Origin of the sequence: Cellulomonas aerilata (genome assembly GCF_007991755.1) — a bacterium.
In the GTDB taxonomy this organism is placed as follows: domain Bacteria; phylum Actinomycetota; class Actinomycetes; order Actinomycetales; family Cellulomonadaceae; genus Pengzhenrongella; species Pengzhenrongella aerilata.
The window spans coordinates 1-14662 of the sequence record NZ_BJYY01000024.1 but is presented as its reverse complement, the minus strand read 5'-3'; the positions used below and the strand labels follow the sequence as shown (position 1 = coordinate 14662).

The following is a 14662-nucleotide window of genomic DNA, read 5'->3' as shown; positions in this document are numbered from 1 at the left end:
TGCGCCATCTCGTCCAGGTCCCGCTCCCAGTGCACGCTGTGCCCGGTGGTGTCCAGGGCGTCGACCCCGGCCCCCGGGTGGTACGTGCTCTCGAACCCGGCCACGAACGTGCGCCCCACCGGCGGGAGCGGGTGGAGCGGGTGGCGCTGGTCGAACCGGGAGTCAGCGGTCATGTCACCTCAGGGGTCGGGCGGACGGCGGGGCACCGCCGATCGGCCCCCCCGGCTGACCGGCCGCCGCCCGGAGCGGGGGCCGTGCTCGCACCCTAGGGGTGATGGGTGGAAAACGGCAGGCCCTGCCCGACCGCCGGATGACCGGCGGCCGGCAGGCACGCGACGTCAGGACTCGAGCATCCCCGGCGCGTAGTCGCCGTAGGAGAACTCGTCGATGGCGTCCCCCGGGACGGCGGCGGCGACCCGGGTGGTGACCGCCCTGATCCGCTCCATCGCCGCCTTGGGCTGCCGCTCCGCGGTCAGCAGCCCGTTGCGCTCCTGCTGCGTGTCGGTCAGCTGCGTCCAGCAGAAGCCGACGACGGCGGGGCTGTCCAGCAGCGCGGTCACCAGGTCGGTGTAGCCCTGGACGAGCTGGTCGGCGTTGCGCACCGCGCCGTACCCGCGCCACCCGTGCCGGTCGTCCAGGTCCAGCGAGATCCCGCCGAACTCGCTGATGAGGACCGGCGTGCCCTCGCGCGCCGCCCCCTCGAGCAGGACGACGCGGTAGGCGGGCTGGGTGCGCGTGAGGGTGTGCTCGAGCTTCTCCCAGTCCCCGTAGCGCTGGCGCAGGACGGCGCCGCGGGACGTGTAGTCGTGCACCGTGACGACGTCGGTCACGGGCTGCTCCCAGCCGTCGTTGCCGATGACGAGGCGGTCGGGGTCGATCGCCTTGGTCAGGTGGTAGAGCGAGCGCACGAGGTCCTGCTGGGCGGTCGAGCGCTCGAGCGCCGGGACACCCCAGCTCTCGTTGATCGGCACCCAGGCGATCACGCAGGGGTGGCTCGCGTCCCGCTCGAGGATCTCCAGCCACTCCCGCGTCAGCCGCTGGATCGTCATGGGGGAGAACTCGTAGGCGGCCGGCATCTCCGCCCACACCAGGACCCCCAGCCGGTCGCACCACGCCAGGAAGCGGGGGTCCTCGACCTTCTGGTGCAGCCGCACGCCGTTGAAGCCCAGCTCCTTGACCAGCTCCACCTCGCGGCGCAGCGCGTCCGCGTCCGGGGCCGCCAGGTGCGACTCGGGCCAGAAGCCCTGCGCCAGCACCAGGCGCAGGAAGTACGGCCGGCCGTTGAGCAGCAGGCGGTCGTGCGACGCGGAGATGGACCTGACGGCCGTGTAGCTGCCGACGCGGTCGAGCACCTCGCCGCCCTCGATCAGCGTGAGCTCGGCCTCGATGAGGTTCGGGTGCTCGGGGGACCAGAGCAGGTCCGAGTGCCCCAGGCTCATGTCGTTCTCGGTGAGCGTGATGGTGCGCTGGAGCTCGGCGTGGTCCACGGCGTAGGTGTCGTCGGCCAGGACCTTGCCGCGCTGGGTGAGCACCACGCGCAGCCGCAGTGCGTCACGGCGGTCGGCGCGGACCCGCACCGTCATGGTCACGCTGCGGGCGTCGGCGTTCGGCGCCCACCGCAGGGTCCGGATCCGGACGTCGGGCACGTGCTCGAGCCACACCGGCTGCCAGATGCCGGACGTGCGGTCGTACCAGATCGCGTGGGCTTCCCGCTGCCAGTCCTGCTTGCCGCGAGGCTGGCGCAGGTCCCACGGGCTGTCCTCCGCGCGCACGACGACCGTCTGCGTGCCGGACGCGTCCAGCGCCGAGGTGATGTCCGCCGTGAACGGGGTGTTGCCGCCCTCGTGGAACGCGACGGCCGCGCCGTTGACCCACACGTGGGCGCGGTAGTCGACGGCGCCGAAGTGCAGCAGGACCCGGTGCCCCGGGCGCCCGGTGACCGTGAACGTCCGGCGGTACCAGACGACCGGGTGGAACCCGGTGTCGCCGATGCCGCTGGCCGGGGACTCGAACGGGAAAGGCACCTGGATCACCCGGTCGAACGGGTCCCCGCCGGTGCGGTGCCAGAGCTGGGCGATGCCCACCCCGTCGTCGTCGAAGGCGAAGTCCCACGGCCCGCACAGGTCCACCCAGTCCGGGCGGGTCAGCTGAGGGCGGGGGTGGTGGGGGTCGACGCTCGAGCCCGGCTCGTCCGCGCCGGCACTGGGGCTCGCGGGGTCGTTGAGGTCGTGCTCCGTGGGTCCAGGTGCCATGACGGACAGCATGGTGCAGCGCCTGAGGCGCGTCATGTGGGCGCGCACGGCGGTGGGGGCGGGTCCACCGGCCGCCGCCGAGCCGGTGGACCGGCCCGGCGTTACATTCGAGGCCCCGACAAGCCCCGGTGGGGGCCACGGGAGCCCCCGAGGAAGTGGAGCACCATGTCGTCGGTCGGTCGCGAGCACGCCCCCGTCCACCCGGGCTACTTCGCCGACCCGTTCGTCCTGCGGACGGGGTCGGGCTACGTCGCGTACGGCACGTTCCCGCCGGACGCCCCCGAGCGTGCCGACTGGGACGGCCTGGAGTTCCGGGTCCTCACCTCGCCGGACCTGGAGCACTGGACCGACCACGGGGGCGCGCTCGTGCCGCTGCCGGTCGAGAACGGCACGGACTACTGGGCCCCGGAGGTCGCCGAGGTCGACGGGACCTTCTACCTGTACTACTCGGTCGGCCACGGCCACCGGACCCACCACCTGCGGGTGGCGACGTCGGACACCGCGACCGGCCCCTTCCACGACGCCGGCGTCGACCTCACGCCCGACGCGCTGTTCGCCATCGACCCGCACCCGTTCCGCGACGACGACGGCAGCTGGTACCTGTACTACGCGCACGACGTGCTCGAGGGCGACCGGGTCGGCACCATGCTCGCGGTCGACAGGCTCGTGTCCATGACCGAGGTGGCGGGGCAGCCGACCACGATCCTGCGCCCGGACGCGGACTGGCAGATCTACCTCCGGGACCGGGAGATGTACGGCCGCCGGTACGACTGGCACACCCTGGAGGGCCCGTTCGTGCGCCGCCGCGGGGACCGGTACTTCTGCTTCCACTCCGGCGGCAACTGGGAGAACGAGACCTACGGGGTCGCGTGGGCCGAGGCCGACCACCCGCTGGGACCGTGGGCGCTGCCCGACGGCGCCCGTCGGGTGCTGTACACCGTGGAGAACTGGGCGATCGGCCCGGGCCACAACAGCGTGACCACGGACCTCGACGACCAGGACGCCATCGTCTACCACGCGTGGGACGACGAGCGCGTGCGGCGTCGGATGTACGTCTCGCCCCTGACCTGGGAGGACGACGGCCCGCACGTCCCCGGGTTCTGAGCGGGGCGTGGCGCGGCCCCGCCCGGGAGGGCACGCGGGCGGCACGGCACGATGGGCCCATGAGCGACGCGCAGCCCGGCCCCCGTCCCCCCGTCGAACCCCGTGCGGCCCTGGTGACCGGGGCGGGACGCGGCATCGGCCGCGGCCTCGCGCTCGGCCTGGCCGAGGCGGGCTACGACGTCGGGCTCGTGGGCCGGCGCCGGGACGCCCTGGACGACGTGGCGGCCCGGTGCTCGGCGCTCGGCGTCCGCACCGCGGTGGCCACCGCCGACCTCGCGGTGCCCGACGACGCCAGGCGCGCCGTCGGCGAGATCGAGGGAGCCCTGGGGGCGGTGGGCCTGCTGGTCAACAACGCCGGCGTCATCGAGGAGCGCGAGGTGCCGTTCGGCGACGACGACGTCGACGACGTGTGGCGCGTGATCGAGACCAACGTCCGCGGTCCGCTGCTGGTCACGCACGCGGCGCTGCCGGGCATGCTCGGTCGCGGCGGCGGGCGCGTGGTGAACGTCAACAGCGGCTCGGGGCACCAGGCCTCCCCGGCCTACACCGGCTACGGCATCAGCAAGGGCGCGCTCGCCCGGTTCACCACGCTGCTCGACCGCCAGTACCGCGACCGGGGCATCCGCGTGCTGGACCTGGCGCCCGGAGTCGTCGTCACCGACATGACCAGCGCGATGCCGGTGCACGCCGACCGCACGCAGTGGACCGACATCGCCGACGTCGTCGCGCTGCTGCTCGCCTTCGCCGAAGGGCGGCTCGACCGGCTCTCCGGGCGGTTCGTCCGGGCCGGGGTGGACACGCCCGCGTCGCTGGCCGAGGCCGCGGACCGCATCGTCGGGTCCGACGCGCGCGCCCTGCGGCTCGCGTCGTTCGGGGTGGACGACCCGCTCGCCTGAGGGCGCATGGCGGGCCGACGGCTGCGGCGCCCGCCTAGGCTGGTCCGGTGACCCGCCGACGCCCGAACCGTGCTGTGCCCGACGTGACCGCCGTGACCGACGTGACCGCCGTGACCGACGTGACCGCCGTGACCGCCGCCTCCTCCGTGCGGCCGGGCCCGGCCGCGTCGTCGGCGCCGTGCCCGTCGCTGCTCCCGGCCGCGGCACCGTCGCCTGCGTCGACGTCCGGGCGGTCGCTGCGCGCCCGGCTCGCCGCGGTGGGCGCGGGTGCGCTCCTGGCGGTGACCGGGACCGCGCTGCCCGCCCTCGCGCACGACGAGCTCACCGGGAGCACCCCGACCGACGGCGCCACGGTCGAGATCCCGCCCGCCGTGGTCGAGCTGACCTTCAGCGAGCCGCCGCTGGCGATCGGCTCGCAGGTGCAGGTGACCGGTCCGGACGGCGAGGTGGTCAACGCGGGGGACCTGCAGATCGTCGACTCCGTCGTCAGCCAGCCGCTGTCCGCGGACCTGCCGGCCGGGGACTACGCGATCGCGTGGCGCGTGACGTCGGCGGACGGGCACCCGATCTCCGGCGAGCTGGCGTTCACCGCCCAGGGCGGCACCGCCGAGCCGCAGCCCGGGCCGACGCCCTCGGCACCCGAGCCGGCGCCGGCCGCGACGAGCACGCCGTCCGCGTCGGCCGCACCCGCCCCGGGCGAGCCCACCGCCGACCCCGGCACGATCACCGCGGCACCGGAGGCCCAGGCCGTGGCCGACCCGTCGCCGGGCGCGACGCCGTGGGTCGTCGGCGCTGTGATCGTCCTGCTGGTCGGCGGGACGCTGTGGTGGGTGGTCCGCCGGCGCGCCGCCGGTCCGCAGGGCTGACCGGCGAGCGAGGCGGCCTTTTCACCCGCCCGCACCCCCAACCGCAACCGCACGTCGGCCGGACCGTGATCCGGCCTCCCTAGGCTCGGGCCCGCAGGGGCCCGGGGAAAGGGGAGGCCGCGATGAAGCGGTCGGTTGCAGCACTCATCGGTTTCGTCCTGGCGGCGCTCGCGCTCGTCGCCGGGCCGGCGTGGGCGGCGTCCGCCACCGCCGCCACGCCGTACTGCGGGATCCAGTGGGGGTCGCTCGAGAAGGGCGTCACCACGGGGACGGTCGGGCCCGAGGTCGGCACCCTGACGGACCTGCGCGCGGGTCGGCACGCCTGCTACGACCGCCTGGTGCTCGACGTCCAGGGCCGCTCCGCCGGGTACACCGTGCGGTACGTCCCGGAGCTGGTGCAGGGCGGTTCGGGCCACGTCGTCCACGTGGACGGCGGCGCCCGGCTGGAGATCGTGGCCGACCTGCTGGCGACCGACGCGGGCGGCAACCGGCTGTACGACCCGGCGGACCCGGGGCACGCGGTCGACGTGTCGGGGTTCGGGACCTTCCGTCAGGTGGCGTCCCTGGGCAACGTCGAGGCGCGCGAGGTGGTCGGCCTCGGGGTGCGGGCCCGGCTGCCGTTCCGGGTCTTCGAGCTGGACGGTCCCGGCTCGGGCTCGCGCCTGGTGGTCGACGTCGCCCACCGCTGGTCGTAGTCGCCGGTCGTCACCTGCGGGGCCTCGTGCCGTGCCGGAGCCCACGTCGCCGGGCCCCCCGTCGCCCGGACCCCCACCGTCGCGCCCACCCACGTCGGGTGGCGGCGGGGGTCCGGCTCGTCGCGCCTACAGGTAGCGCAGCGGGTCGAACTCCGTCAGCGGGATGATCCGCAGGCGCGGCAGCTGCACGTTGAAGGCCTTGACCTCGCCCTCCAGGTCGAAGAGCGACAGGCCGCGGTCAGCGAGCTGGGTGAGCGAGGAGCTCGTGAACTCGCGGAACGCCAGCAGGCCCACGCGCCGCCCGTCACCGAGCAGGCGCTCGACGTCGGCCGCGAAGTCGCCGTCGTGGCTGGCGAGCAGCACGTCCCCGGGCCGGTCCACCAGCGCCGCCAGCGTGCGCTGGATGCCGATGTCCACGACCTTCTCGTACGACTCGCCGGACAGCGGGATCGGCTGGTAGCCGATCGCCATCAGCGCCTGCACGAACGACATCGGCATGGTGCCGGACGACGCGTTGAGGAAGAACAGGCCCTTCACCGGCTGGTCCCAGGTCCGCTGCGCGAAGTCCAGCACGCGCTCCCAGCGCGGACGCTGGTCGGGGCTGGGCCGCCCGTTGAGGATGGCCGACCCGAGGGTCGCGTCGATGTTCTCGCCGTCGACCAGGACGTACGTCGTGCGGGGGCTGTCGCTCACAGCGGCCAGCCTAGGGGTGCGGGCCTCGGCGGCGTCGGCCGGCGCGACCGGTCCGGCGGCCGGTGCAGGGGCCGCTGCAGCGACCGGTGCAGCGACCGGTGCCGTGACTGGTGCAGGAGGGGCGGCGGGTGTGCCGACGGGGCGCACCGCGCGTCGCGGGCTCAGCTGCGGCCGCCCGAGGCCGTGCCCGCGCGCACCAGCGGCGCCACCTCGGTGCCCAGCAGGCGGATGGACTCCAGCACGCGGTCGTGCGGGAGCGTGCCGACGCTGATGTGCAGCATGAAGCGCTCGATCCCGAGCCACTCGCGCAGCAGCAGGATCTTGGCCGCCACCGTCTCCGGGTCGCCCAGCACCAGGGACCCGAGACGCGAGCGCATCGCGTCGAATGCGGGCCGGGACATCGGCCCCCACCCGCGCTCGCGGCCGATGACCGACATGGCGTGGGCGTAGGAGGGGTAGTACTCCTGCGCCGCCCGGTCCGAGGTCGCGGCCACGTACCCGTGCGCGTGCACGGCGATGGGCACCGGGGCGTGCCCGGACTGCTCGACGGCGCGGCGGTGCAGGTCGGCGAGCGGGGCGAACGCGTCCGGGCGGCCCCCGATGATGGCGAGCGCCATCGGCAGGCCGAGCGTGCCGGCCCGGACGACGGACTCCGGGTTGCCGCCGACGCCGACCCATACCGGCAGGGGGCCGGACTCGGGGCGGGGGTACACGCCCCTGTCGTGCAGGGCGGCCCGGTGCCGGCCGGACCAGGTGACCCGCTCGTGGTCGCGGATCGCCAGCAGCAGCTCGAGCTTCTCGGCGAACAGCTCGTCGTAGTCGTCCAGCGACAGCCCGAAGAGCGGGAACGACTCGATGAACGAGCCGCGCCCGGCCATCACCTCCGCGCGGCCGTCGGACAGCAGGTCCAGGGTCGCGAAGTCCTGGAACACCCGGACCGGGTCGTCCGAGCTCAGCACCGTGACGGCGCTGGTCAGCCGGATGCGGCTGGTCCGGGCGGCGCCGGCGGCGAGCACGACTGCCGGGGCGGAGGCGGCGAAGTCGGCCCGGTGGTGCTCACCGACCCCGTAGACGTCGAGCCCCACGCTCTCCGCGCACTCGATCTCCTCCACGACCCGGCGCAGCCGGACGCCGTGCGGCGTCGGCTCCCCGGTCACGGGATCGGGGTACGCCTCCGCGAAGGTGGTCACGCCGAGCTCCACGGTGCCTCCTGCTGGTCGTCGCCGGTCGTCGTGGTGGTCGTGGTCCACGCCGGGGGTTACGGCCGGTCGTCGGTCGTCACGGCCGGTCGTCGGTCGTCGCCGGTCGCCGGTCCGGTGACCCGGCCCCATCGTGGCGGTCAGTCGAGCCGGTCGGCCACCTGGTCCTCCAGCGCCGGGCGACGCAGCGTCCGCAGCCGGTCGGCCACGGCGGTCGTCGTGGGGCGTCGCGCGGGGTCGGACGACAGCATGGCCGTCAGCAGCGTGGACCAGCCGCGACCCAGCCGCGTGGGCACCTCCACCGGCTCGAGCAGCCGCGCCAGCGAGCTCGTCAGCGGCGTGCCGGTGTAGGCGCGCTCGCCGGTGAGGGACTCCAGCAGCACCAGTCCCAGCGAGTAGACGTCCGACGCCGGTCCCATGGGCTCGCCGAGCGCCTGCTCGGGGCTCAGGTAGCTCGCCGTCCCGAGCGTCGCCTCGGTCGGGCGCTCGCCGGTGCCGGCGGAGCCGCGGCCGGTCGCCTGGGCGATCCCGAAGTCGGCCAGCTTGGTCGTCACCACGGGCGCGTCGACGTCGCCGCTGAACGTCGCCTCGTGCGTGATGAGGACGTTGGCGGGCTTGATGTCACGGTGCACGATGCCGGCGCCGTGCGCGTGACCGAGCGCGTCGGCGAGCTGACGGCCGACGTCGGCCGCCTCCAGCGCGCTGAGCGGCCCCTGGCCGATGCGCTGCTGGAGCGTGGGCCCCTCGACGAGCTCCATGACGAGGAACGCGAGCGGCTCCTGACCGGGGCCGACGTCCGCGCCGACGTCGTACAGCGCGACCAGTCCGGGGTGCGACAGGCCCGCCAGGACCCGGGCCTCGTCGGCGTAGCGCCGGATGTCGTGCACGCGGGCGTCGGACAGCGAGAACACCTTGAGCGCGACCGGACGGTGCAGCCTGCGGTCGGTCCCCCGGAACACGTCGCCCATCCCGCCGCTGCCGAGGTGGCTCTCCAGGCGGAACCGCCGGGCCAGGGTGGTGCCGACGAGGGCGGCGCAGTCCAGCATCACCGGTCCTCCAGCTCCCACCACATCCGCCGACCGCTGCTGGTGCAGCCCGGGTCGACGCTAGGAGCGTGGGGTGCGGGGCGCATCCCGGAGCCGTCCCTACCACCCGTACGGCCCACCGGCGCTTTGCTGACACGCCGTCGGAACAATGTCACGTGCCGGCGGACCGGTCCCGGCCGGGCGGTGCGGGTGCCCGGTGGGAGGATCGACCGGTGTCCTCCACCGCGCTGACGCCCAGCCCCTATGACGCCCTGCTGCTGTTCTCCTTCGGCGGGCCGAACGAGCCCGACGACGTCCTGCCGTTCCTGAGGAACGTCACCCGGGGCAAGAACATCCCCGAGGAGCGGCTCGTCGCCGTGGGCGAGCACTACTACCACTTCGGCGGGCGCAGCCCCATCAACGAGCAGAACGTCGCGCTCATGGCCGCACTGCGCGCCGAGCTCGAGCGTCGCGGCGTGGAGCTGCCGGTCGCGTGGGGCAACCGCAACTGGGAGCCGTACACCACCCAGGCGCTGACCGAGCTGCGCGACGCCGGCGCGCGCCGGGTGCTCGCGGTCGTCACCAGCGCGTACGGGTCCTACTCCGGCTGCCGCCAGTACCGGGAGAACCTCGCGGCGTCACTCGTCGAGCTCGGCGCGGCCACGCCGACCGGGGACGACGGCGGAGCCGGCCTGGTCGTGGACAAGCTGCGGCACTACTTCAACCACCCCGGCTTCGTCCGCGCGAACGCGGACGCCGTCGTCGAGGCGTACGAGGAGCTCGCCGCGCGCACCGGCGTGGACGTGGCGACCCTGGCGTCGTCGGCCCCGCTGGTCTTCGTGACCCACTCCATCCCGGACACGATGGAGGAGGCGTCCGGCGCGCAGCGGCCGAGCTACTCGACCCAGCACCGGGACGTCGGCGCGCTGGTCGCCGCGCAGGTGTCCGAGCGCCTCGGCGCCCCGGTCGAGTGGACCCTCGCGTACTGCTCCCGGTCCGGCCCGCCGAGCCAGCCGTGGCTCGAGCCGGACGTCAACGACCTGCTCGGCGAGCGGCACGCCGGCGGCACGCGCAGCGTCGTGCTCAGCCCGATCGGGTTCATCTCCGACCACATGGAGGTCGCCTACGACCTCGACACCGAGGCGCTGGAGACGGCGCGCGAGCTGGGCATGGCGGCCGTGCGGGCCGGCTCGGTCTCGACCCGGGCGCCGTTCGTCGAGGGGCTCGTGGACATGGTGCTCGAGCGAGCCGCCGCCGAGCGCGGCGAGGCGGTGGAGCGGGTGACCGTGGGCACGCTCGGTGCGTGGCCGGACGTGTGCCGGCCCGGGTGCTGCCGGCTGCGCGCCGGGGAGGACTCCGGCGTCCCGGCGGCGTGCGGCTCCGACAGCGTGGGCGACGGCGCCGTCGGGGCGGTGGCCCGATGACCGGCGAGCACGCGGCAGCGCCCGAGGGCGGGCACGCGGCTGCGCCCGAGGGTGGGCACGCGGCCCACGTCGCCGACGCGATCAACACCCGGATCCGGTACGCCATGTGGTCGGTGTTCGCGCTGGAGGAGGCCCTGCCCGCGGACGACGCCGAGCGTGCCGCCATGGTGGCCGAGGCGGAGTCCGCCGTCGCCGCCGGTGGTGGGGACCTCGTCGTGCGCGGCTGGTACGACGTCGCCGGCCTGCGCGCCGACGCCGACCTGATGGTCTGGTGGCACGGCGACTCGGTCGAGGCCGTGCAGGGCGCCTACCAGCGGCTGCGCCGCAGCCCGCTGGGGCGCCACGTGCTGCCCGTGTGGTCGGTCGTGGCGCTGCACCGTCCGGCCGAGTTCAACCGCGGTCACGTGCCGGCGTTCCTGGCCGGTGAGCCGCCGCGCGACTACCTGTCCGTGTACCCGTTCGTGCGGTCCTACGACTGGTACGTGCTCCCCGAGGCCGAGCGCCGGGGGATGCTCGTCGAGCACGGCCAGGCGGCGCGGGACTACCCGGACGTGCGCGCCAACACCCTCGCGGCCTTCGCGCTGGGGGACTACGAGTGGATCCTCGCGTTCGAGGCGGACGAGCTGCACCGCATCGTCGACCTCATGCGCGAGTTGCGCGCCACCGAGGCCCGGCGGCACGTGCGCGAGGAGATCCCGTTCTACACAGGCCCGCGGGTGACGCTGGCGGACTGGGCGGAGCGGCAGCCGGTCGAGGACTGACGCGGCGGTCGTCCGGCTGCTCACGTCGGCCCGCGTCGCCGGGCGGGGCGGTCAGCCCGCGTCGGGCGCGGCGCGGTGCAGCGTCACGAACTCCCCGGGCGTCATCCCGGTGACCCGGCTGAAGTCGTGGTGCAGGTGGGGCTGGTCGGCGTAGCCCAGGTGCGCGGCGAGGTCGCTGACCGTGCCCGTGCCCGTGCCCGTGCGCAGGTGCTCGGCGGCCTCCTGCAGGCGGCGCCGCTGGATGAGCCACTTCGGGGTCAGCCCCAGCCGGCGGTGCACGAGCCGCTGCAGGGACCGCTCGGACAGCCCGAGCTCGTCGCAGATCTGGGCGACCCGCAGCACGTCGGGACGTGACTCGACGAGGTCCACGAGCCGGTTGACGAGCAGCCCCTCGCCGTCGACGGGCAGGGTGCTGCGCAGCTCGTGCTCCATCGCGGCCACCGCCCGGGTGTGCGCGGCGACCGACCACGGGTCCGCCTCCATCGCGGCGCGGACCTCGCCGACCAGGTGGGCGCCGCGCTCGGCCCCGAGGACCTGCCCGACGTCGACGTGCCGGTCCGTGAAGTCCGCCACCGGCCGGCGCGCGACGAGATGGCCGGCGGCCGGCTGCAGCATGACCCCGACGGCCCAGCCGTCCCCGGCGAGCACGGTCGTCGAGACGCCGGACACCACGCCGTAGAACCGGGCGTACTCGCCGGACACCACCAGCAGGCACACCGGGTACTGCAGGACCCGCTGCGGCGCGGTCCGACCGGCCGGCACGGACCAGACCGGGACCCAGTACCGCTGCACGAGGTCGGCCAGGTCCGGGGCCGGCTCGTACCGGTGCATGGTGTGGGAGCGGTCGCCGGGCGCCTTGAGGTGCGCCCGGTCGATCCGGTCGCGCTCGGGCTCCGGCTCTCCGGGGCCGCGGTGGGCGGTGTCGGGTTTCATCAAGAGCCATCGTGACGCAGGCGCCTAGCGTCCACGCCATGGACACCACACTGACGCAGTACCACGAGGCCGCCCGCCCGCTCACCGACGTCATCGAGTCCGTCCCCGCGGGCGAGTGGTCGCGCCGCTCGCCGTGTGACGACTGGACGGCACGGGACGTCGTCGGGCACCTGGTGGAGACGCAGCGGTCCCTGCTCGCCGAGCACGGCGTGGACCTCGGGCCGGCGCCCGACGTGGACGCCGACCCCGCGGACGCGTGGCGCCGGCACACCGGCCAGGTGACCGCCGCGCTGGCGGACGACGCCGTCCCGGCGACGGCGTTCGACGGGTTCTTCGGGCCCACGACGCTCGGCGAGACGCTCGTCCGGTTCTACGTCTGGGACATGGTCGTGCACCGCTGGGACATCGCCACGGCGGTCGGGGCCGGCACGTCGTTCACCGACGCCGAGCTCGACCGGATCGAGAGCGGCGCGGAGGTCTTCGGCGACGCGCTGTACATGGAGGGCATCTGCAAGCCGGGGGTCGAGGTCCCGGCGGATGCCGACCGCGCGACCGCCGTGCTGGCGCGGCTCGGTCGGGCGGCCACGACGGGGGTCGGCGCCGGCAGGTGAGCGGGCCGGTCGGCTCTCGGACGGTCGGCTCTCGGACGGTCAGCTCTGGGCCGGGCCGGCCGACCCGGCCGCGTACTCCAGCAGGGGCACGCCGCCGGCGGCCCAGACGCTGAGCACGGGCTCGACGATGCGCCACGCCAGCTCGGACTCCGCGCTGCTGACCGACGTGCGCGTCCCGCCGGACAGGACGTCGGTCAGCACCCGGCCGTAGGCGGACAGCTCGCCCGGTGCGTTCACGTGGACGGCCGGCGCGGCGCTGCTGCGCTGGGGCCCGTCCAGCTCGATCCACAGCTCGGTGTCCGAGACCCGGTCGGCGTCGGCGGGGTCGACCTGCGGTGCCGTCCCGCGGAAGTGCAGGGCCACCCCCTTGCGGGACGTGCCCAGGGCCTTGCCGTTCCGGACCACGAACGTGGTGCCCGCCCACCGCGGCGAGTCGACCTCGAGGAGCAGCTCGCCGTAGGTCTCCGTCCCGCGCGCGGGGTCGACGCCGTCCTGCTGCGCGTAGCCGCCGACGGCGGTGCCCGGTGTGCCGTCGGGTGCGGTGAGCGTCCCGGCGCCGTACCGGGCGCGGCGCGTCCGTGCGGGGACGTCGTCGGGAGTCAGGGTCCGGACGGAGCGCAGGGCCTGGGCCTTCGCGTCGTGCAGCGCCTGCTCGGAGCCGTCCGCCGGCGGCTCCATGGCGACGAGCGCCAGCACCTGCAGCAGGTGGTTCTGCACGACGTCCTTGACCGCGCCGACGCCGTCGTAGAAGCGCTCGCGGCCGGCGAGCCCCAGGGTCTCGTCCCAGAGGATGTCCACCTGGCGCAGGTGCGCGCCGTCCCAGGCCGCCTCCAGCGGCCCGCCCGGACTGCGCAGGGCCACGACGTCCTGCACACGGGGCATGCCGAGGATGTGGTCGACGCGGTACGCCGACACCCCGCGCGCGTCGGTGACCCGGGTCAGGAGGTCGTCCAGCGCGAGCGCGTCGTCGAGGCCCTCCCCGAACGGCTTCTCGACCGCGATCCGGCTGCCCTCGGGCAGGTCCGCCTGCGCGAGCGCGCGCAGGGTCGGCGCGAAGGTCCGCGGAGGGAGCGCGAGGTAGACGGCGACGGGGGCGCGCGGGCCGTCGGGCCCGTGGACGGTCTCGACGGCGTGGACGACCGTCGCCGGGTCCTGCGGGTCGAAGCGCCGGTACTGCAGGCCTGCGAGGAGCGACCGGTGCGCCGACTGCGGCACGTCGGGCGCGTACTGGCGCAGCCGCTCCGCGACGTGCTCACGGAACGTCTCGTCGTCCCAGTCCTGCTGGGCGGCGCCGACCACGCGCAGGTCGTCCGGGAGGGTGCCGTCGCCGAGCAGCCCGGCGAGCGCCGGCAGCAGGAAGCGCCCCGCGAGGTCGCCCGTCGCGCCGAGCAGCACGAGTCGAGTGATCACGGTGGACTCCTTCGGGGTGGTCGGGGTGCTCGGGGAGCTCCGGGTGCGGCCGTGAGGTGACAGGCAGACCCTCGCACGGAGGGCCCGCGGGTGCTACGCGACCCCGTCGTCGTGCGGGTCGTGACCAGCCAGCTCGTGCCCCGCGGCGTCGGTGAAGACCCACCGGGCGCCCTGCCGGTGGATCTCGATCCCGCGAGCGTGCACATAGGCGTGGTGGTGCCAGCACAGGAGGATCCCGTTCGCCACGCTGGTGCTGCCGTGGTCACGTGCCTAATGTCGGACGTGGTGGCATTCGGACAAGGTCGGTGGTGCGCTGCACCTGGGGAACCGGCAATGCCGGTCGCGTGCGATGATCGCATTTCGCCTCGCCCGGGTGAACGTCCGTTCCGCCCGCCCCACATCCAAGATCTCGGACGTCGGGCCGAATATCACTCGGTTGAGCTCTCCGTCGCACGCGAGGCGGTTCAGCAGAATGCGCGGGAGCGGGGTTCCGTCCTCGAACTGCGGACAATGCAGCACACTCTCCGCCGTCAATACCGCCGCCGACTTGGGCAACGTCCGGCCGTCCTGTTGGGCGACCGCCCGCTCAGCGACGTTCTGCAGCGTCTCGTAGGACACCAGCACGTTGAGGCGGGGCCGCGACGCCCTCCCCTCACCGGCCAGGCCCTTGTCCAGCACCAGGTTCGCCAGCACCCCGACTGCTTGTGCGCGCCGCTGATCGGCTGTGCTCGTGTCGCCGGCGGCTGGGACAGGAGTGACCGCCTCTAGTGCGGTCACCAGCGCCTGCCCCACG

Annotated in this window: 15 protein-coding genes; 7 read left to right on the top strand and 8 right to left on the bottom strand. The window is 74.7% G+C overall.

Translation table 11 applies throughout. The features are described from left to right. Positions 1-338: 338 nt before the first annotated feature. Entirely contained in the window at positions 339-2252 is a 1914-nt protein-coding gene (locus tag CAE01nite_RS17880; protein WP_146906907.1) for a glycoside hydrolase family 2 TIM barrel-domain containing protein, read from the bottom strand. Positions 2253-2417: 165 nt separating this feature from the next. Here CAE01nite_RS17880 and CAE01nite_RS17875 point away from each other — a divergent pair, with 165 nt between their 5' ends. The 4 genes from CAE01nite_RS17875 (at position 2418) to CAE01nite_RS18285 (ending at position 5813) form a co-directional block, all read left to right on the top strand. Further along, positions 2418-3356 carry a glycoside hydrolase family 43 protein gene (locus CAE01nite_RS17875; RefSeq protein ID WP_146906906.1) on the top strand — a complete coding sequence of 313 codons (939 nt, stop codon included), beginning with the start codon at positions 2418-2420 and terminating at the stop codon, positions 3354-3356. 59 nt (positions 3357-3415) lie between these two features. Further along, the gene (locus tag CAE01nite_RS17870; RefSeq protein ID WP_146906905.1) at positions 3416-4252 is read left to right on the top strand and encodes an SDR family NAD(P)-dependent oxidoreductase; all 837 of its coding nucleotides are present in this window, start codon (positions 3416-3418) and stop codon (positions 4250-4252) included. A 47-nt stretch (positions 4253-4299) separates the two neighbouring features. Next, the gene (locus CAE01nite_RS17865; protein WP_146906904.1) at positions 4300-5118 is read left to right on the top strand and encodes a copper resistance CopC family protein; all 819 of its coding nucleotides are present in this window, start codon (positions 4300-4302) and stop codon (positions 5116-5118) included. Between the two features lie 122 nt (positions 5119-5240). Continuing rightward, positions 5241-5813: an AMIN-like domain-containing (lipo)protein gene (locus tag CAE01nite_RS18285; RefSeq protein WP_186816653.1), complete on the top strand. Its 573-nt coding sequence runs from the start codon at positions 5241-5243 to the stop codon at positions 5811-5813. A 126-nt stretch (positions 5814-5939) separates the two neighbouring features. Here the strand turns inward: CAE01nite_RS18285 and CAE01nite_RS17855 are convergent, their stop codons facing one another. From CAE01nite_RS17855 to CAE01nite_RS17845, 3 genes are all read right to left on the bottom strand, one after another. Beyond that, positions 5940-6506 carry an NYN domain-containing protein gene (locus tag CAE01nite_RS17855; RefSeq protein WP_146906903.1) on the bottom strand — a complete coding sequence of 189 codons (567 nt, stop codon included), beginning with the start codon at positions 6504-6506 and terminating at the stop codon, positions 5940-5942. A gap of 161 nt (positions 6507-6667) precedes the next feature. Next, a complete protein-coding gene (locus CAE01nite_RS17850; protein WP_246131332.1) occupies positions 6668-7696 on the bottom strand; it encodes an LLM class flavin-dependent oxidoreductase in 1029 nt (342 codons plus the stop codon). A gap of 149 nt (positions 7697-7845) precedes the next feature. Continuing rightward, a complete protein-coding gene (locus CAE01nite_RS17845) occupies positions 7846-8751 on the bottom strand; it encodes a serine/threonine-protein kinase (RefSeq protein WP_146906901.1) in 906 nt (301 codons plus the stop codon). Between the two features lie 212 nt (positions 8752-8963). Between CAE01nite_RS17845 and CAE01nite_RS17840 the strand changes: the two genes are divergently transcribed. Both CAE01nite_RS17840 and hemQ read left to right on the top strand, forming a co-directional pair. Further along, positions 8964-10154 (top strand): ferrochelatase, encoded by a 1191-nt coding sequence (locus CAE01nite_RS17840; RefSeq protein WP_146906900.1) that lies wholly within the window; start codon positions 8964-8966, stop codon positions 10152-10154. Continuing rightward, positions 10151-10915 carry a hydrogen peroxide-dependent heme synthase gene (gene hemQ / locus CAE01nite_RS17835; protein WP_146906899.1) on the top strand — a complete coding sequence of 255 codons (765 nt, stop codon included), beginning with the start codon at positions 10151-10153 and terminating at the stop codon, positions 10913-10915. The genes CAE01nite_RS17840 and hemQ overlap by 4 nt, the downstream gene beginning before the upstream one ends. A gap of 51 nt (positions 10916-10966) precedes the next feature. Here the strand turns inward: hemQ and CAE01nite_RS17830 are convergent, their stop codons facing one another. Continuing rightward, positions 10967-11848, bottom strand: coding sequence for a helix-turn-helix domain-containing protein (locus CAE01nite_RS17830; protein ID WP_146906898.1), 882 nt, complete (start codon positions 11846-11848; stop codon positions 10967-10969). A gap of 38 nt (positions 11849-11886) precedes the next feature. On the opposite strand from CAE01nite_RS17830, the gene CAE01nite_RS17825 reads away from it, so the two are divergent. Further along, positions 11887-12459, top strand: a complete 573-nt coding sequence (locus CAE01nite_RS17825) for a TIGR03086 family metal-binding protein (protein ID WP_146906897.1) — start codon at positions 11887-11889, stop codon at positions 12457-12459. Positions 12460-12498: 39 nt separating this feature from the next. Here the strand turns inward: CAE01nite_RS17825 and CAE01nite_RS17820 are convergent, their stop codons facing one another. The 3 genes from CAE01nite_RS17820 to CAE01nite_RS17815 all read right to left on the bottom strand — a co-directional run. After that, positions 12499-13869, bottom strand: a complete 1371-nt coding sequence (locus CAE01nite_RS17820; RefSeq protein ID WP_146906896.1) for a glucose-6-phosphate dehydrogenase — start codon at positions 13867-13869, stop codon at positions 12499-12501. A gap of 93 nt (positions 13870-13962) precedes the next feature. Next, positions 13963-14115: a hypothetical protein gene (locus CAE01nite_RS18280; protein ID WP_186816652.1), complete on the bottom strand. Its 153-nt coding sequence runs from the start codon at positions 14113-14115 to the stop codon at positions 13963-13965. A 24-nt stretch (positions 14116-14139) separates the two neighbouring features. Next, a partial coding sequence (locus tag CAE01nite_RS17815) for a DUF222 domain-containing protein (RefSeq protein WP_222595983.1) occupies positions 14140-14662 on the bottom strand: 523 nt, incomplete at its 5' end.

Coding starts and splice junctions, on each gene's coding strand:
- CAE01nite_RS17880 (WP_146906907.1), bottom strand. CDS start 2,252: ATGGCACCTGGACCCACGGAGCACGACCTCAACGACCCCGCGAGCCCC.
- CAE01nite_RS17875 (WP_146906906.1), top strand. CDS start 2,418: ATGTCGTCGGTCGGTCGCGAGCACGCCCCCGTCCACCCGGGCTACTTC.
- CAE01nite_RS17870 (WP_146906905.1), top strand. CDS start 3,416: ATGAGCGACGCGCAGCCCGGCCCCCGTCCCCCCGTCGAACCCCGTGCG.
- CAE01nite_RS18285 (WP_186816653.1), top strand. CDS start 5,241: ATGAAGCGGTCGGTTGCAGCACTCATCGGTTTCGTCCTGGCGGCGCTC.
- CAE01nite_RS17845 (WP_146906901.1), bottom strand. CDS start 8,751: ATGCTGGACTGCGCCGCCCTCGTCGGCACCACCCTGGCCCGGCGGTTC.
- hemQ (WP_146906899.1), top strand. CDS start 10,151: ATGACCGGCGAGCACGCGGCAGCGCCCGAGGGCGGGCACGCGGCTGCG.
- CAE01nite_RS17830 (WP_146906898.1), bottom strand. CDS start 11,848: ATGAAACCCGACACCGCCCACCGCGGCCCCGGAGAGCCGGAGCCCGAG.
- CAE01nite_RS17825 (WP_146906897.1), top strand. CDS start 11,887: ATGGACACCACACTGACGCAGTACCACGAGGCCGCCCGCCCGCTCACC.